This is a genomic window from Acinetobacter higginsii (assembly GCF_000369525.1).
GTDB classification, from domain to species: Bacteria; Pseudomonadota; Gammaproteobacteria; order Pseudomonadales; family Moraxellaceae; genus Acinetobacter; species Acinetobacter higginsii.
On record NZ_KB850072.1, the window covers coordinates 275303 to 294332 of the forward strand.

16 protein-coding genes are annotated in these 19030 nt (G+C 40.3%); 9 read left to right on the forward strand and 7 right to left on the reverse strand.

All coding sequences use genetic code 11. The features are described from left to right. Positions 1–226 precede the first annotated feature (226 nt). The 4 genes from F902_RS07310 to F902_RS07325 all read left to right on the forward strand — a co-directional run bounded on the left by F902_RS07310 (position 227) and on the right by F902_RS07325 (position 3101). The gene (locus F902_RS07310) at positions 227–745 is read left to right on the forward strand and encodes a hypothetical protein (protein WP_004801255.1); all 519 of its coding nucleotides are present in this window, start codon (positions 227–229) and stop codon (positions 743–745) included. 61 nt (positions 746–806) lie between these two features. Then, positions 807–2120, forward strand: coding sequence for a DUF445 domain-containing protein (locus F902_RS07315; RefSeq protein ID WP_005202334.1), 1314 nt, complete (start codon positions 807–809; stop codon positions 2118–2120). 83 nt (positions 2121–2203) lie between these two features. Continuing rightward, positions 2204–2857: an adenylate kinase gene (adk, locus tag F902_RS07320; protein WP_004801251.1), complete on the forward strand. Its 654-nt coding sequence runs from the start codon at positions 2204–2206 to the stop codon at positions 2855–2857. Positions 2858–2918: 61 nt separating this feature from the next. Next, positions 2919–3101, forward strand: a complete 183-nt coding sequence (locus F902_RS07325) for a hypothetical protein (protein ID WP_004801249.1) — start codon at positions 2919–2921, stop codon at positions 3099–3101. Here F902_RS07325 and nth read toward each other — a convergent pair. Continuing rightward, positions 3098–3784, reverse strand: coding sequence for an endonuclease III (gene nth, locus F902_RS07330; protein WP_005202335.1), 687 nt, complete (start codon positions 3782–3784; stop codon positions 3098–3100). The two genes, F902_RS07325 and nth, sit on opposite strands and share 4 nt — an antisense overlap. Beyond that, positions 3785–4600 (reverse strand): RnfABCDGE type electron transport complex subunit B, encoded by an 816-nt coding sequence (locus F902_RS07335; RefSeq protein WP_225761804.1) that lies wholly within the window; start codon positions 4598–4600, stop codon positions 3785–3787. Positions 4601–4957: 357 nt separating this feature from the next. Here F902_RS07335 and gdhA point away from each other — a divergent pair, with 357 nt between their 5' ends. Beyond that, positions 4958–6304 carry an NADP-specific glutamate dehydrogenase gene (gene gdhA / locus F902_RS07340; protein ID WP_005202337.1) on the forward strand — a complete coding sequence of 449 codons (1347 nt, stop codon included), beginning with the start codon at positions 4958–4960 and terminating at the stop codon, positions 6302–6304. 90 nt (positions 6305–6394) lie between these two features. Here the strand turns inward: gdhA and F902_RS07345 are convergent, their stop codons facing one another. The 5 genes from F902_RS07345 to F902_RS07365 all read right to left on the reverse strand — a co-directional run bounded on the left by F902_RS07345 (position 6395) and on the right by F902_RS07365 (position 12531). Further along, positions 6395–7501 (reverse strand): META and DUF4377 domain-containing protein, encoded by a 1107-nt coding sequence (locus tag F902_RS07345; protein ID WP_005202338.1) that lies wholly within the window; start codon positions 7499–7501, stop codon positions 6395–6397. 191 nt (positions 7502–7692) lie between these two features. Next, positions 7693–8466: a DODA-type extradiol aromatic ring-opening family dioxygenase gene (locus tag F902_RS07350; RefSeq protein WP_005202340.1), complete on the reverse strand. Its 774-nt coding sequence runs from the start codon at positions 8464–8466 to the stop codon at positions 7693–7695. Between the two features lie 100 nt (positions 8467–8566). Then, a complete protein-coding gene (rlmH, locus tag F902_RS07355; RefSeq protein WP_004801239.1) occupies positions 8567–9046 on the reverse strand; it encodes a 23S rRNA (pseudouridine(1915)-N(3))-methyltransferase RlmH in 480 nt (159 codons plus the stop codon). A gap of 323 nt (positions 9047–9369) precedes the next feature. Continuing rightward, positions 9370–11799, reverse strand: coding sequence for an endopeptidase La (gene lon / locus F902_RS07360; protein WP_005202342.1), 2430 nt, complete (start codon positions 11797–11799; stop codon positions 9370–9372). A 144-nt stretch (positions 11800–11943) separates the two neighbouring features. Next, positions 11944–12531: a 5-formyltetrahydrofolate cyclo-ligase gene (locus tag F902_RS07365; protein ID WP_005202345.1), complete on the reverse strand. Its 588-nt coding sequence runs from the start codon at positions 12529–12531 to the stop codon at positions 11944–11946. A gap of 485 nt (positions 12532–13016) precedes the next feature. On the opposite strand from F902_RS07365, the gene F902_RS23105 reads away from it, so the two are divergent. The 4 genes from F902_RS23105 (at position 13017) to F902_RS07385 (ending at position 18926) form a co-directional block, all read left to right on the forward strand. Continuing rightward, complete coding sequence (locus F902_RS23105; protein ID WP_005202346.1) at positions 13017–14408, forward strand: ESPR-type extended signal peptide-containing protein; 1392 nt, start codon at positions 13017–13019, stop codon at positions 14406–14408. Further along, positions 14390–17449, forward strand: coding sequence for a YadA-like family protein (locus F902_RS07375; RefSeq protein ID WP_005202347.1), 3060 nt, complete (start codon positions 14390–14392; stop codon positions 17447–17449). Before F902_RS23105 ends, F902_RS07375 begins: the two co-directional genes overlap by 19 nt. Positions 17450–17514: 65 nt before the next feature. Then, the gene (gene tpgA / locus F902_RS07380; RefSeq protein WP_005202348.1) at positions 17515–18306 is read left to right on the forward strand and encodes a trimeric autotransporter adhesin/peptidogylcan-associated protein TpgA; all 792 of its coding nucleotides are present in this window, start codon (positions 17515–17517) and stop codon (positions 18304–18306) included. A 419-nt stretch (positions 18307–18725) separates the two neighbouring features. Continuing rightward, positions 18726–18926 (forward strand): hypothetical protein, encoded by a 201-nt coding sequence (locus F902_RS07385; protein WP_004808602.1) that lies wholly within the window; start codon positions 18726–18728, stop codon positions 18924–18926. Positions 18927–19030: the final 104 nt, after the last annotated feature.

The following is a 19030-nucleotide window of genomic DNA, read 5'->3' on the forward strand; positions in this document are numbered from 1 at the left end:
AATTACAAGATGGAGAGAATACAAAGGCTACGCATTTTAACGTAAGTTGCATGATCATACTGTAGAATTTTCAACAAATCATGCAAATGATGCTGCGACAGCTTTTGACTTTGCAGACATTAAAATTGTATGGTCTTGTATATTAGAAGCAAAATAATTCTGTTAAAGTCACAAACAGTTTGAAATAGGATTTTCCAATACACTCTTAGGGAAAATGGAGAAAATAATGAGAAAAATTTGCCTTTTATTATCGGTTTTAACACTTACTGGTTTTGCCCATGCTGACGAAAATCCGTTTAAGCCTGAGCCTAAATTAAAAGATGCAAACGTTTCAACGTGGAATGTAGGTGCAGGTTTTACTAAGAAATTATTACATGCCAACCTTGAATGGGTAAATCCGTATGGGATTGCCTACGCCAAAGCGGGTGCATTTTTAAATGATGACAATGAACCCGGTGGACAAATTGGATTCCGTTACCCGTACTACTTAACTGGTACCGATAAAAATGGTTATTACCTTGGTGTCTATGCAGGACATTTAGACAGTAAGAACTATGGGGGTAAACAAAAGGGCAACTTGGGTGTTGGTGCCGATCTTGCTTATGTCTGGTTGAATAGTGAGCGTATCAGCACATTCAGTGTAGGCGCAGGAGTACGCGAAAAAATAGAAGATGGGAATGGCAATACTGTGAAAAAATCAGAACCTGTCCTTCAGTTTTCTTATACCTTAAGTTTTGGTTTGTAAGAGGAAATTAACGTTCATCCTTTTATAGGCCATCATGTATCAATAATTCAGAGAGTCATGCATGTTTGATTACGTCAATGAATTGTGGCAGATTTTCCTAAATCGACCTGACCATCTGGCAGTCTTGAGTATCATCCCTGTGACCGCCTTTGTAACATGGGCACACGTATGGATGGCATTGAAAATGGTATTTTACCCAATCAACTTTTGGGGCTTCCATTTAGGACCATTACCTGTCGGTTGGCAAGGAATTGTGCCACGTAAAGCTGGACGTATTTCAGGCATCATCACTGATAACACGCTATCTAAATTGGGTTCATTGCGAGAGTTTTTAGAAGCAATGGATCCAGAAGATATGGCGATGATCATCGGTGAGCAGGTAGGGTTTGAGCTTGAGCATCTGATTGATGAAGTGATGATTGATCGTAATGCTGTACTTTGGGAAAACCTACCTTATTCGATTAAGCGTCGTATCTACGCGCAAGCACATAAACAGTTACCCACGACACTTAGGGAACTTGTGACTGAGCTGACCATGAACGTTGAGTCACTGGTGGACATGCGTGAAATGGTGGTGAGCCAAATGGAAGGTGACCGCCGTTTAATGGTACGCATGTTCCTGAAAGTGGGTCAGAAAGAAATTAATTTTATTTGGCATATCAGTGCATTAATAGGGATGTTCTTTGGTATATTCCAAATGATCGTTTGGTTTGTAGTGCCATGGCACTGGACGGTTCCGTTTTGGGCAGCAATCTGGGGCTTTTTAACCAACTGGATTGCGATCTGGATGGTCTTCAATCCGATTGAACCACACTATATTCGTTATCCGCAGATTTTTCGTCTGACCAAAGACCGCAAATTTCCTTGGATTGTGCCTGTGTTAAAGATTGGTACTTACAACGTTCAAGGCGCATTTATGAAGCGTCAGGAAGAGGTTTCCGATGTATTTGCCAGTGTAGTGACTGAAGATTTAATTACCTTAAAGTCCATCATGACTGAAATGATGTATGGTAGTAGAAAAGACAAAACTCGTCGTATTGTCAAGCGTCATATCAATGAAATTATGGAAACTCCACTGGTCAGAACCTCATTGCAGCTTTCATTAGGGCCAAGAGAATATGCTAGACTCAAGACCGACTTGATTGATCGCTCAATTGAAATTACCATGGGACCAGTATGTGACCCAGCTTTGAATGCAAGTCGTGCGCAGAAGATCTTTCAAATGTTTAGAGACCGCATCCGTGAACTAACACCGAAAGAGTTCCAAAACTTATTGCGTCCTGCGTTCCAAGAAGATGAGTGGATCTTAATTGTACTCGGTGGGGTGACTGGTTTCTTTGCTGGTTTAATTCACTTATTTGTTGCTTTCTTATAATTAATTTGATGTTGGTTGAGTGATAAGTCTGTATGATATTGCTCAATTTAAGATTTATTGTTTTTAAATGAGGATGTTCTTTTATGCGCATTATTTTACTCGGACCACCTGGGGCAGGCAAAGGTACTCAAGCTCAGTTGATCTGTAAGCGCTACAATATCCCACAAATTTCAACCGGTGATATGCTCCGTGCTGCAATTCGTGAAGGTACTGAACTTGGCTTAAAAGCGAAAAGCGTCATGGAATCAGGCGGTTTAGTCTCTGATGAACTGATTATTGGCTTGGTTAAAGAACGTATTGCTCAGCCTGACTGTGAAAATGGTTGTATCTTTGACGGTTTCCCGCGCACAATTCCACAAGCTGAAGCATTAGAAACAGCTGGAATTAGCATTGATCACGTGATTGAGATTGCTGTACCTGACGAAGAAATCGTGCAACGTCTTTCTGGTCGTCGTCAGCACCCTGCATCGGGTCGTGTTTATCACATTGTTTACAATCCACCAAAAGTGGAAGGTAAAGATGATGAAACAGGTGAAGACCTAGTGCAACGCCCAGATGACCAAGAAGAAACGATTCGTAAGCGTCTTGGGTCTTACCATAGCGAAACTGAGCAATTGGTTGGTTTCTATCAAGGTCGTGCTGCTTCTGGTGAAAATGCACCAACTTATGACAAGCTAGATGGTTTACGTGCCATCGAAAACGTTCAAGCTGATTTATTTGCAATCTTAGATAAATAATTTAAGTTGCAGATTTTAAAAGAGCTCTGAATACAGAGCTCTTTTTATTTGGAGGAAGCTCATGCTAAAAGTTGTTTTGATTTTAGTGGTCATTTTCAGCATCGTTTTACTGTTATTTCTTTTGTACCAAAGTCAGAAAATGCTGCGTCATGTGCAACAGCAACAAGCCTTGGAAAATAGAAAAAATGGTAAAGCTCGCCAATTACATCCAAAACTGCAACAGCAAAAAAAACCTCAGGATTAACTGAGGTTTTTTATTGCGATTGGTTTGCTTGCACCAAATTCAAACCGATCTGGCCAGTTACAGACATCTGCAACGATACATTCACCACATTTCGGTTTACGTGCGATACAGCAATAACGACCATGTAAGATCAGCCAGTGATGGGCATCAATAATAAATTCTTTCGGAATTACTTTAATCAAGCGATCTTCTACTTCTAAAACATTTTTTCCAACAGCTAAACCAGTGCGGTTACCGACACGAAAAATGTGCGTATCAACGGCCATGGTCGGCTGACCAAAAGCAGTATTCAGTACCACGTTCGCCGTTTTACGTCCTACACCGGGGAGGGCTTCCAATTCTTTACGTGTTTCTGGAATTTGACCTTGATATTGATCCACCAAAATTCGGCAGGTTTTAATCACGTTTTCAGCTTTAGAATTATATAAGCCAATGGTCTTGATATATGATTTTAAACCATCAATTCCGAGGTCTAAAATGGCTTGAGCGGTATTGGCATCAGGATAGAGTTTATCCGTGGCTTTGTTGACGCTGACATCAGTTGCTTGAGCAGACAGCAATACTGCAATCAGTAGCTCAAAAGGAGAGGAATAGTTCAGCTCGGTCTGAGGATGTGGTCTCTGTTCACGTAAACGTTCAAAAAAGGTCTGGATCTGCTTTTTAGTCATATTTTTTACGGACATTTAGACCTCCTGCAACTCAGTTAGACGTTGTTGTAAAGCAATTAATTGGGCTTGCTTTGATTCATCAGCACGAACACTGAGTTGTTTTTCAAGTTTTTTAATCTGGGTGCGTACTTTTGCAAGTTCGATTGTTGTTTTCGCATCGAGTGTGGTGTTTTCTTTCGGCTTATCCGCCAAGGTTATCACGGGGACATTATTGAGCGCCTGAGAAAATTGGGCGAAAAACTCCACATCAATTTCAGCACGTACAATTGGCCCTTTACGGCTCAAGCGACGTTTTTCTTCACGTTGGATATGCGCGTAATAACGATGTCTTAAATCATCCTGTTCAGCCGTACGTTGCGTTGTGGTGGGTAAAGGTTGGGTATCTTCAACCAGATCAATGCAGTCGACTGGACAAGGTGGAATGCATAACTCACAACCCGTACACAGGTCAGTCAAAATACTGTGCATTAATTTTCCACTACCAATAATCGCATCGACAGGGCAGGCACTAATACATTTGGTACAGCCAATACATTCATCTTCACGAATCACAGCTTTGATCCGTTGTGGTCGACCATCCAGTTGAATATCCCAAACGCTGGGTTCAGCTTTGAGTTGCGGGCGTTCTAACAAGGCTGCCAGTGCATCTGCAACAGGTTGTCCACCAGGCACACATTTATTGGCTTCCTCACCCTCTGCAATCGATTTTGCATAAGGTAAGCAGCCATCACGATGCCCGCATAAACCACATTGTGTTTGTGGTAACAGTTGGTCAATTTGGACAATAAGCGCATGTTGTGCAGTTGGGGACATGTATCGAAGATGAAGCAAAAAAACAGGGAGCTTAGTATAGCAAATAATGATTTATCGCGGCGAAGCAATCGAAAAATATCCGTAGCGTTGAAAATAGGTTGTGCTTATAAATAGTGCTTTTATTGATGTTTTTTAGTGCAATTAAGTTTTCAGATAAATCTGCTTTCCTGTTGGAATGTGACTTTTTCTACATTTTTGACCTTCATTTATTATATAAATAATGAATATTTATTAACATAAGTAAATGATTTTAATTAATAAAAATAGTTAAGCTTAAAAATAATATTGTGATGAAATAGTAATCTGTATTTAATAGATGGAAACTCTATTTTGGTGCATTTTTAGCACCAAGATAAATCACAAGCTCGGGGGTGAATGTTGAAATACAATAGCTTAAATGACTTTCTGGATTATGTTAAAGCTAGAGATCCATATCAACCTGAATTTTTGCAAGCGGTCGAAGAAGTGATGACCAGCTTGTGGCCATTCATTGAGAAAAATCCGAAATATGCTCAATATGGCTTGCTAGAAAGACTGGTTGAACCTGAGCGAGCGATTCAATTCCGTGTATCGTGGATGGATGACCAAGGTCAGACCCATGTCAATCGTGGTTTCCGCGTTCAATACAACTCTGCAATTGGTCCATACAAAGGGGGAATGCGTTTCCATCCTTCTGTGAATTTGTCCATTTTAAAGTTTTTAGGCTTTGAGCAAACCTTTAAAAATGCGCTAACTACTCTGCCAATGGGCGGTGGTAAAGGCGGTTCGGATTTTGACCCTAAAGGTAAATCTGAAGCAGAAATCATGCGCTTCTGCCAAGCTTTGATGCTGGAGCTATACCGTCATCTAGGCTCAAATACCGATATTCCTGCTGGGGATATTGGGGTGGGTGGTCGAGAAGTTGGCTATATGACAGGCATGATGAAAAAGTTAAGTAACGACACATCTTGCGTATTTACAGGTAAAGGGATTTCATTTGGCGGTTCATTGGCTCGCCCTGAAGCAACAGGCTATGGCACAGTGTATTTTGCAGAGGAAATGCTGAAAACTCGTGGCGATAGTTTTTCCAATAAAACCGTATCGATTTCAGGTTCAGGCAATGTGGCGCAATATGCCGCAGAAAAAGCGATGTTCTTAGGCGCTAAAGTTGTGACTTTGTCTGATTCAAATGGTACGGTCTATTTAAAGAATGGCTTCACTAAGGCTTTGCTCGATGAAGTGATGGAATTGAAAAATGTTCAACGTGGTCGGATGTCAGAATTTGCATCAAAGCATGGTTTTGAATATTTCGAAGGCAAAACGCCGTGGCATATCCCAATCGATATTGCTCTACCTTGTGCAACACAAAATGAGCTGAATGCTGAAGATGCAGTAACGTTATTGTCGAATGGCGTGATTTGCGTAGCAGAAGGCGCGAATATGCCATCTACACTTGAAGCGGTTGAAAAATTTATTGCAGCGAAAATCCTGTATGCACCAGGTAAAGCATCGAATGCAGGTGGGGTAGCAACTTCAGGTTTGGAAATGTCGCAGAATGCCAATCGCTTGGGTTGGTCATTTGAACAGGTTGATGAGCGCTTACATGCGATTATGAAAGAGATCCATCGTAACTGTGTCAAATACGGGACTCAGGAAGATGGCTCAATTAACTATGTTGATGGGGCGAATATTGCAGGTTTTGTAAAAGTTGCTGATGCAATTTTAGCGCAGGGTATTTATTAAAAATCGTACGAAATCCCTCTTTAATAAAGAGGGGGCTTCCCATAAAAAATCCGATGACAAAGCATCGGATTTTTTTATTTCTGAATGAAATTATGGTTTTTTCACAATCTCTTGCTCAACAACCATATCGAGTACGTCTGCAATGCTTGATTGGTCAGCAGCAGGGTTTTTAATGTCAAAACGTTTAACACGTACAATCACACGTTGTTGTGGGTTGTGTTCAAAACCTTCGATTTGACCGTAGTACAATGACCAGTTTTTATCTGCGTAAGTTTTTAAACCTTTGTCATCATATTTGATTTCACGAACTTGCATACAAGTTTGTGGTGCCACGCCTGTGCAAGATTTAGTTTCAGGTGAAATTTCTAAGAAAACTGTTTTACCTTCAGACTGGTATTTTGCTTCTGGGGTCATTTTACCAACGAAAGTATATTTTTGACCTTTAGCATCCGCGATTACCAATGTTGGTTGCTCTGGGTTGGCTGTATTTACTTCAAACGCGATTTGACGTTTTTGTAGAAGATCACCCGCGAATTTTTCTTGCGCCATCAATGCTGGTTCACATGCCATCATGGTTGATGCACCATCACCTGTAGCGATTAAACCATTTTCAATTTTCCATGATGTATTTAAACGGTTGCAACCTGTGTCTACAGATAAGCGATCATTGGCTAAGAAGCTTAATACGATTGGACGTTTAGTATTAGCAGGTTGATATGACCAAGTGTAGTTAGTTAATACGTTGCTATTTGCCACTTTTGCACCTGTAAATACATGCTTTTGACCTTTGGCATCAGTAACAGTCAAAATTGCTTGACCATTTACTGTGCTGATTTCAAATGGTACTTTTTTCTCGCTGAAGATGTCAGCAGATAAGCGCTCTTGCTGCATTAAATCATCAGCACAAGCCATCATTGTTGATACAAGCGGGGACGTTACAATCTTGTTGTTTTCAACAGCCCAAGTACCGCCTTGGTTGTTACAGCCAGTTTGGATTGCAAGTTTTTGGTCAGCGTTAAAAGATAACACTAAAGGTTTAGATGCTTTAGAACCTTGGTAGGTCCAATTATATTCAGTTAGGTTTTTTGCAGCAGTTGTATTAATTTGAGAAATTACATTATCAGTTACATTTTGCACAGTTTGGCACGCCATTAAAGAAAGCGGAAGTAATGCAAGAACTAAATATTTGATTTTCATATTCAAAACAACGATAAATAAATAACAGACATAAGCTTAAAGGATTCTTAAAAAGAGAACATGTCATCCTTTTAGCAATTAAGTTTGTTAAATGTTTCTATTTGTAAAATTTTGGAAAAATATAGCAGATTTATAGGCTTGCCGTTATTTTGAGCAAGCCCATTTTATTTTTATGTGATGTAGTTGGTTATTTAATCAAAACGATAAATATCCATACCCAACGAGCCCATCGAGAAGCTGCTATGTACAATATTGAAACGATGACCTGTACCCATTGCAAAGAATAGTGGCGCAAGGTGCTCAAGGCTCGGGTGATTACGCTCAATATAAGGCAAAGATGGCCAATCTAGTACCGCATCGTAATCTTGATGACTGAGTTTACTGACCACTGTATTACGGAAAGTACTGGCCCATGCGGGTACATCGGCATCAGCATGCCATGACAATTCAGCCAGATTGTGAGTAATACTACCTGAACCGATCAACAGAATTTGTTGCTCTCGTAAAGGTGAGAGTACTTCTCCAACATGGTAAATGTCATCAGCACTCATATAAAGGGGGAGTGAAATCTCAATCACTGGGATATCTGCATCTGGATACATGTGCAAAAGCGGCATCCAGACGCCATGATCGCGTGGACGGGTACTATTGGCATGTGCAGAAATACCCGCTGTTGCAAAGCGCGAGAGGATTTCTTCTGCCAGTTTTGGTGCGCCTGCCGCAGGGTAACGAATGTCATATAATTCAGGCGGAAAGCCACGGAAGTCATGCCACGTTTCTGGGCGTGTTGAAGTGTTGACTTCTAAGGCTTGGCTTTCCCAGTGCGCTGACATCACCACAATGGCCTGTGGTTTCGGCAAGTTACTGCCCAGACGATGCAGTGCAGGACCCACTTGCTCTGGATCAAGTGCCAGCATGGGCGAACCATGAGAAATAAATAATCCGGGTAAAGTTTGCAGATCCATAAATAAACACCTGAAAGGGAATACACCATTATCCTGACAAATTCAGTACTGCAGTGATAGCCCTTAAATTTCAACATGTTGTTCTAAAATTAGAACAGTTTTAAGCACGATGGTACGGGTGGTTATGATTAATACTCATGGCACGATAAAGTTGCTCAATCAGTAGAATACGTACCATTGGGTGCGGCATGGTCAGTTTTGACAATGACCAATGCCAAGCAGCAGCTTTACGAACAGCATCGGAATGCCCATCAGGACCACCAATTGCAATCGCAATATCATTGCCTTCAAGCATCCATTGTTTCATCGTATCAGCTAACTTTTCCGTACTCAGCTCACGACCATTTACTTCTAAAGCAATCAAGGTTTCATTGGATTTGAGTGCATTTAGAATACTTTCACCTTCAATTTGACAGTATTTCAAAATATCTGCCTCAGAGTCATTTTTGCCACGCTTTGCCATTGGAAGCTCAATCACCTGTGTTTGTACAAAGGGCTGGATACGTTTGAAATAGTCTTCAAATCCAGTTAACACCCAAGCAGGCATTTTTTGACCAATGGTGAGAATGCGGATTTTCATAGGCGTGTGTGCTTGAGGAAATGAGCCCTATTATAAACGCTGTTCTTTGTTACATGCAGGTAAGTATGGTTTATCTAGTCATAAAAAATACAAAAAGCAGTTGTAGCATAGTCATAAAAAACGCAGCTCAAAACGCGTATGAGCTGCGATCAAAGTGCCATCCGTCTGGAGTTCGGATGGCGCTAAAATGAGTTCATGAGTCAAATTTAGCCTTTGTTTTTATCGACTCTATTTTATTATGCCGCATGTTGGTTATTTTTCAACCATATTGTGTAACAAAAAAAGAGAGCCGAAGCTCTCTTTTATGTCCAATCATTTACTGATTAGTGACGTGCTGCTTTTGCTTCTTCGACTGGTTTTACAATCGGTGTCTTTGGCAAAGGCTTTGGTGTATCTGTCAGTGCTAAAGGTAGAATTTCATCAATGCTTTTCACTGCTTTGATTTCTAATCCTTCTTTGACATTGTCAGGAATTTCAGCCAAATCACGGACGTTATCTTGTGGAATAAACACCAGTTTGATTCCACCACGGTGAGCCGCAAGAAGTTTCTCTTTTAAGCCACCAATACGCATCGCGCGACCACCTAAACTGGTTTCACCTGTCATCGCGATATCTGGACGAATCGGAATACCTGTAAATGCCGACACAAGGGCAGTGGTCAGGGCTAAACCAGCAGATGGACCATCTTTTGGCGTTGCGCCTTCAGGCAAGTGAACATGCACATCTGTTTCTTCAAAACGTGATGCTTCAATTCCCAATTCATCAGCACGCGTACGTACTACAGTCATCGCAGCGGTAATTGATTCCTTCATTACATCACCAAGTGAACCAGTAGTAATGAATTTACCTTTACCTTTGACTGCTGCAACTTCAATGGTAAGTAATTCACCACCGACAGAGGTCCAAGCCAAGCCATTAACACGACCCACTTGTGCTTCATCTTCTGCAATACCGAAGTCAAACTTATGTGGACCTAAGTATTCAGGAAGATTGGCTGAAGTCACGTCAATCTGTAAGTTTTTAGACTTCTTGCTCACCGCTTCTTTCACGACTTTACGGGCAATTTTAGACACTTCACGCTCTAAACTACGAACACCCGCTTCACGTGTATAACGTTGTACGATGTCGCGGATTGCCTCTTCGTGAACAGTCAATTCTTTTGCACGTAAACCATTGTTCTTGATCGCTTTTGGAACAAGGTAACGTTCAGCAATATTCACTTTTTCATCTTCGGTATAACCCGGAAGACGAATGACTTCCATACGATCCAGCAAGGCCTCAGGAATATTCATGCTGTTTGCAGTACAGATGAACATCACTTCTGAAAGGTCAAGGTCAAGATCTAAATAATGGTCATTGAACTTGCTGTTTTGTGATGGATCAAGTACTTCAAGCAACGCTGAAGCAGGATCACCACGGTAATCTTGTGCCATCTTGTCGATTTCATCGAGTAAGAACAATGGGTTCTTGACACCGACTTTCGTCAATGACTGCACGATCTTACCTGGCATCGCACCAATATAAGTACGACGGTGACCACGAATCTCGGCTTCATCACGTACACCACCGAGTGCCATACGGACAAACTCACGACCTGTTGCTTTTGCAACTGATTCACCGAGTGAAGTCTTACCAACACCTGGAGGACCAACCAAACATAGGATCGGACCTTTGAGTTTTTTAACACGAGACTGAACTGCCAAGTATTCAACAATACGATCTTTTACGTCATCTAAGCCGTAATGATCTGTATCAAGAATTTCCTGTGCTTTCGCAAGGTTAATACTGACCTTGCTGGCTTTATTCCAAGGCGTATCTAAAATAACTTCTAGATAGTTGCGAACAACAGCAGCTTCGCTTGAAGCAGGTTGCATCGCTTTCAGCTTACGAAACTCAGCTTCAGCTTTTTTACGTACGTGCTCAGGTAAATCTGCTTCCGCAAGACGTTTTTCAATTTCTGCAACGTCATCTTCCGCACCGCCATTCATATCGGAAAGTTCACGTTGAATGACCTTCATTTTTTCATTTAGAAAGTATTCACGTTGGTTCTTTTCCATTTGGCGTTTTACACTGTCATGCAGCGTTTGCTCAATTTGCTGTTCAGCAGATTGATTCATCAAATAGCTCATTAACTCTTGTAAGTGATCTTCAAACTCGTCGTGCTCTAAAAATTTTTGTTTCACTTCAATATTTAAAGGTACACGAGTTGCAACGAAGAACATCAATTGCAATAAGTCTTCGATTTTGTTTGCTGCTGCAACGAGTTCACGTGCATTACGTAGTTTCGCTTCTGCATATTGAGCGAATAGGGTACGTAATTCATTTAAGCGAGTCTCTTGGGTCTCTTCGTCCAAAGGTAATGTCATTGGGCTTAAATGATGTTCAGCTGTTAAGTATTCTTCTCCGTCAATAATGCGTTCTAACTTAGAACGATGTAGACCTTCAATAAGTACTTTAATGCAGTTTTCATCATTTTCATGATTGACTACTTGTACGATCTTAGCCACGGTTCCATATTGATAGAGATTATCGTGATCAATTTCTTCTGTGAGCGAATCTTTTTGCGCAACTACAAATACTAAATTGTCACTGTTACGAGCCACATCCACTGCATTGATCGATTTTTCACGACCCACGAATAGCGCGATTTGCATGTGTGGATACACCACAACATCACGTAACGCTAATAGTGGTAATACACTTGGAACCTGTGGCTCTAAGCTAGTTTCATTGTTTAAGATATATTCAGACATGGGCACTCCTAATGAGTGACAACGGTGTTGCCATGTTTTTTATAGTGATGTGCATTTGAAAAAATACAAGGGGGTAGGATTAGAAAATATAAAAAAAAGACTAAATTACTCAAGATTCATTGCGGAAATAAGAAAAAAAGCATGCTAAGGCATGAAATAATAAAACTTTTTAGGGCAAAGTAAGGCATTTAATGGTTGGTCCCATTTCTGCCTTAATAGTGGGGTGTCAACATATTGAAATGTGTGAGCAAGGCCAAGACGGTAAGGACGATGTTTGGCTGATGCCAAGGTTCGATCATAATAGCCGCCGCCCATGCCAATACGTGTTCCAAACTGATCACAAGCCAGTAAAGGCATAATGAGTAAGTCTAAATATGAAACATGTTTGCCACGACTTGCCATCGGCTCTTTCATTCCCAGGGGGTGATGGGAAAATCTCTTATTTAAATATTGTCTCGAGCTCACTTTTACCCAAACTAAATGCTGATTCATATTACAAATCATGGGCAAATAAACTTGTTTATTTTGCCTAAAACAAAGCTTTAACAGTTGATCGGTATGTACTTCACCAAAGGCATGTAAATAAAGTCCAATTTTTGATGCGGATTTAAATCGAGTAAATTGTCTAAGTTGAACCAAAACACGTTGTTCAGCTTTCTTTTGTTCGTAATGAGAGAGTTGTCTTCTTTTTGAACGGAGTTGTTTTCTTAATGTGTTTAATGTCTGACTCATAAGGTTTAAAAAAACTGTTTTGAGGTAAAGGCAATCATACCTGATTTACTGTCTGAATTCTAAAATCAAAGCTTTTTATACTTTTAAGTAAAATTAACAACTTATATATCAATCTGTATTTATTCTAACAAATATGGTTTTAATTATTTATTCCAATAATTAATGGGTGTTTGAGGTATTGAATATTATTTATTAATACATTAAAGAGTAATTACTCTATTTTTCATGTTCTTTATAAAATAAAACACAATAAAAACAAAATGAAACAAATAATTATTTTTATTATTTTAATCAAATATTTAATCAATTGTTTGTTTTGTGAATATGAGAAATATATCTCACTTTATAGATAAAAATGTTTATTCATACTTTACCAATTTCCTTGGTTTTATTAGCATCCGCGACTCTTTTTTTAGCACCGAACTAAAAATGCTCATTGGCATTTTTAGACCATCAATAACTGTAGTAATTATCTGAGAATTTTTATGAATAAAGTATATAAAGTGGTTTGGAATGCATCGATTGGCGCATGGGTTGCAACATCAGAACTCGCAAAAAGCAAAACAAAAACCAAATCAAAAGTTCTCAATTTATCTGCTGCAGTTTTAGTTGGGGCTGTTACTTTCTCTTCAAATGCACTTGCAGGGACAGTACTGGGGAATGGAAGTAGCACACCGAATAAATGTAATAATTCTGGCTCTGTAATTGTAGGTGGGGGCAATACCCAATCTTGTGCAAATAGTGATTTTGCTATTGCAGTGGGTAATGATGTGCAGTCAACAGGTAGAGGTTCAATTGCGATTGGTAGTGGCTCAAGAGCTGAGTCAAGACAACCGAATCTTGATGGTAAAGGGGCTATCGCAATTGGTAATGATGCAATTGCTTATGGGGATAATTCAGTTGCAATTGGTGGTCAAGCGAGTACAACAGAAGACTTTACAGTGTCTTTTGGGCATAAAAAAGGTGATCCTAAGTACTATCAAGGTAAAGAACAAGGTGCTTGGGAAGACGATAGATTTTTAAGAGTTACAAATATCGCAGAAGGTGTCAAAGATAATGATGCGGTGAATGTATCTCAACTTAAAAGTGCCGTAGCAGAAGCAAAAACACATTACGTTAGTATTAATGATAATGGCACGAAAGGTAGCAATTATGAGAATGATGGCGCTAAAGGTCGTAACTCAATTGCTGTCGGTGTAAATACAACTTCTAATGGCATAGAGGCAGTCGCGGTTGGCTCAAATGCAAAAGGCGTAGGTACTGGTGCAATTGCTGTAGGTAGTGCAAGCGAGACAGTTGGTAGTGGTGATGTATCGATCGGTCGTAATGCATCAACAAAAGGTGCGACGGGTAGCGCGTCTAGATATAGTAATCAGTCGATTGCAATTGGTGATCAAACTAAAGCAATCGGTGATCAATCCATTGCAATTGGCGCAGATGTAATTGCACGCGGTAACTCATCTGTTGCAATTGGTGGTGATGATGTTGATAAAATTGCTCGTGATACTGAATTAAGCCAAAAATACACCGAAATCACAGGCGGAAAGTTACAAGCTGGTAAATACCCAACAACTGAAGCAAATCATGGCTCTACTGCAGTTGGTGTTCAAGCTGTAGGAACAGGAGCATTTGCTTCGGCTTTCGGTATGACCTCTAAGGCGACAGGTGATGCTTCATCTGCTTTTGGTGTGATGTCAAATGCTGCGGGCAAAGGTGCTTCTGCATTTGGTGCTGTTGCACAAGCAACGGGTGATGGTGCCTCAGCAATCAGATCACAGATACTAAGACTGAGCTCAACAACACGATCAATAACACCAAAACTGAATTTAACACCAAAATTGACAACACTAAGACTGAGTTGGAAAACAAAGGTCTGAACTTTGCCGGTAATGCTGGTGCGGATGTACATCGTAAGTTGGGTGAGAAGTTAAATATCGTTGGTGGTGCTGATGCTGCAACAGCAGAAGACAAGACCAGCGGTGAAAACGTGATTACCCGTACCACAGCAGATGGCATCAAAGTTGAATTGTTGAAAGATGCGAAATTTGACAGCATCACCACTGGCGACACGGTATTAAACGACAAGGGTGTAACCATTAAAGATGGTCCGAGCATCACTAAAGATGGCATCAATGCGGGTGATAAAGTTATCAGCAATGTTGCAGATGGTTCAATTGCCAAAGGTTCAAAAGATGCAGTGAACGGTGGTCAGATTCAGAATATTTCTGACAGCATTAAGAACAGCATTGGCGGTAACACGACTGTTAATAAAGACGGTAGCATCAGCACCAATAATATTGGCGGAACTGGTAAAGACAACATCAATGATGCAATCAAGTCGGTAGATGACAAAGTCACTACAGGTGTTAATGATCTGACCAATAAAGGTCTAAACTTTGCAGGTAATGCAGGTGCAGATGTACATCGTAAGTTGGGTGAGAAGTTAAATATCGTTGGTGGTGCTGATGCAGCGACTGCAGAAGACAAAACCAGCGGTGAAAACGTGATTACCCGTACTACAGCAGATGGTATCAAAGTTGAATTGTTGAAAGATGCGAAGTTCGACAGCATCACCACTGGCGACACGGTATTAAACGACAAGGGTGTGATCATTAAAGATGGTCCAAGCATCACTAAAGATGGCATCAATGCAGGTAATAAGGTCATTAGCAATGTTGCAGATGGTGTGAATGGTAAAGATGCAGTCAATGTTGACCAGTTAACCAAAGTTAAAGATGGTTTAGATGGCAAGATTACTGATACCAATACTAAGTTGGATGATGCGAAGAAAGACTTGGGTAACCAAATCACGGACACCAACAACAAGTTAGACGATGCAAAGAAAGACTTGGGTAAGCAAGGTCAAGAAACGACGGATCGCCTGACGATTGGTCAAACGGTACAGAAGATGAATACCGATGGTATTAAATTCTTCCATACCAATGCGGATACTTCTAAAGGCGATTTAGGAGCAACCAATGACTCAAGTGCAGGTGGTATCAACTCTACTGCGATTGGTGTAAATGCAATTGTTTCAACTGGTGCAGACAGTGCAGTTGCTTTAGGTCATAACAGTAAGGCTGGAGGAAAAGAGTCAATTGCAATTGGTCAAGGTGCCGAGGCATCTGGATTACAATCAATCAGCATTGGTACTGGTAACAAAGTGAAAGGTGATCACTCTGGTGCAATCGGTGATCCAACAATTGTTGATGGTGCGAACAGTTATTCTGTGGGTAACAATAATCAAGTGCTTACAAATGATACTTTTGTCCTTGGTAACAATGTAACCAAAACAGTAGCTGGATCAGTTGTGTTGGGTAATGGTTCAGCAGCGACAACGGGTGCGGGTGTTGCGGGTTATGCATTATCTGCTATCACAAGTGCAGATAAGACAGCAATTGATAAAACAACTTCAACTACTGGTGCAGTTGCAGTGGGTGATGCGGCGAGTGGTATTTATCGTCAAATCACGGGTGTTGCAGCAGGTAGTGACGATGCCGATGCCGTGAATGTTGCTCAGTTGAAAGCTGTGGGTAACCAAGTTGTCAAGACTCAAACTGCGCTTGTAGATAGTTTGGGTGGCGGTGCTAAAGTTAATAATGACGGTACAATTACAGGACCGACTTATAATGTAGCCCAAGGTAATCAAACCAATGTTGGCGATGCATTAACGGCACTTGACAAAGCGATTGGCTCTGTAGGAACAACATCGAAAACGACTGTAACCAATGGTCAGAATATTGTTGTGAATAAGAGCAAAAATGCAGATGGCTCTGATAACTATGAAGTTGCAACAGCAAAAGACTTAACTGTTGATTCTGTGAAAGCAGGTGATACTGTTCTGAATAATGCTGGTATCACAATTGGTAATAATACGGTTGTGTTAAACAACACTGGATTAATCATTGATGGTGGTCCAAGTGTGACGACTAAAGGCATTGATGCAGGCAATAAGCAAGTTATCAATGTTGCAGCAGGTACGAAAGCAACTGATGCAGTAAACAAAGGTCAATTGGATAGCGCAATCAGCAATGTGAATAACACTGTGAATGAGCTTGCTAATAATGCAGTGAAATACGACGATGCCAACAAAGACAAGGTTACATTGGGTGGTGGAGCCAATGGCACCACGATTACCAATGTGAAAGATGGTACTGTTGCTCAGGGTTCTAAAGATGCTGTGAATGGTGGTCAGTTGTGGAATGTTCAGAAGCAAGTTGATCAAAACTCAACTGATATTCAGAACATTAATAACAACATTAGTAACATTAACAACGGTAAGTCTGGTCTGGTTCAACAGCAGACTGCCAATGGTGAAATTACGGTTGGTAAAGACACTGGTGGTACAAGTGTCAATGTGGCTGGTAAAGATGGTGATCGTGTTGTAACTGGCGTTAAAGATGGTGCAATTAGTGCGACATCCAAAGATGCGGTGAATGGCTCTCAGTTGAATGCAACAAACAAAAAAGTTGTTGAATTCTTAGGCGGCGGAGCTGGTTATGACAACATTACCAATAGTTTCACCAACCCAACCTACAATGTTGGGGGCAAAGATTACAACAATGTTGGCGGAGCAGTTGATGCTTTAAACAAAGCCGATCAAGCATTGAATAGTAAAATTGACAATGTAAGTAATCGTCTTGAGCAAGCATTCTACTCAACCAATCAACGTATTGATGACGTAGAGAAAAAAGCCAATGCTGGTATTGCCGCGGCAATGGCATTGGAAGCTGCACCATATATCGCTGGCAAATATACTTACTCAGCAGGTGCTTCTTATCATGGTGGTGAAAATGCAGTCGGCGTAACCTTACGTAAGACTGCAGATAATGGTCGTTGGTCAATCACGGGTGGTGTAGCTGCTGCATCACAAGGTGATCCAAGCGTACGTATCGGTATCAGTGGCGTAATTGACTAAGGGACTCGTTATGTAGGAGAGCCCTTAGGCTCTCCTCATCTCCAATAGATAAAGAGAGTTAAAATATGAAAAATATGATAAAAGCATTGGTTATCGGGATCACATCTTCTTTCGCAATGGTGACATTTGCAGCAGATGATGAAGTTGTTGTTCAACAAGAGGAAATCAAATTTCCAGCAGTTGAAAAGAGCTATCTCAAACAAGTGCAGCGTTATGAATACGATAATGTTGCTCGTTTAGGAACAGGTTTAACCAAAGACCAAATCCGACATGTATTGGGAAATCCTCAATTTAGTGAGGGTCTGTTCTTTGTTAAAACTTGGAACTACGTATTAGATGTTCGTCAGCCGAATAGCCAAGATTATTTACGTTGTCAGTTGCGTGTAGACTTTGACAAGCAAGCATTATCAGAACGCTTATCGTGGAAAGGCGAGGCCTGTGAAGGTTTAATGGCTTGGGGAGCGAATAATCAAGTTCCAGCAGATACCAATTTAAATAGTCTACGTTCATCAAGTGTATTTTTTGCATTTGATCGTTCAAATGCCAATGCAATTGAACAGGGACCTAGTTCAGTGGCAGCAATTGCACAACGGATCAAACAAGCGCCAGCGAATAGCCCTGTAATTGTTGCTGGCTTTGCAGATCCTTTAGGTAAATTTGCCTATAACCATCAATTATCAGCACAACGTGCCAATACCGTTGCTAAGCTGTTGGTCAATGAAGGGGTTGATGCGAATCGCATTCAAATTCAAGCTAATAGCCAAACGGATCTATACCAGCAATGTGCTGGACATAGGGCAAATAGTCAACTTGTAGGCTGCTTAGCTCCAAATCGACGTGTAAATATAAGCTGGTAAATTTATTCAATAAGAAATGGCTGCTTAAGGGTGGCCTTTTTTATTCCCGTGTAATACCTGATGGTAAAAAACTCTCCTTAATTTGAACGGTGTTCAGTACTTTGCTATAAGTGGCATTAATATTTGTCTATTTTTTTAATCTTCCTTTTTGTTTTAATTTATTGATTTTATGCGGTTTTTAATTTTCTGGTTTTATTCTGCATAAATAATAATTTTTGTGAACTGTCTGACAATTTGCTTTAATTTTGTTTAAAAAGTGATCTAATATACGCCGCATGAAATAACATTTTCAGATGTCAGTTTCATGTATCTAAATAATTAGATTGAATATTTGTGGGGTAAGTAACGAGAGTGGTTTCACTTCTTGGCTTGATAAAAATATTCAAATTTTTTAAAGCAGTTTTATAGAGGGAAAAACAATGTTGGATTCTAAAGAACTTATTGTACTCGATCAGATACTTGTCCTCACCAAAGAAGGCAAAAATGATTTAGTTTATGAAAATGACACATTACTAAAAGTAAAGATGATCTCGAATCAACACATTGTGGTCGAAGATGATTATCAGACCAATTTTCTATTAAAGCGACAAGATGAAAATGTCGTTTGGTCGTTTATTTAAGCTGAGAAGAATCGCATCTGAGTCGAAAAATTGGTCATAAAATTTTATTATTCAATGGTTTATTTTTATAGTGCAATTCTGTGATTTGGATGTTTATTCTCGTA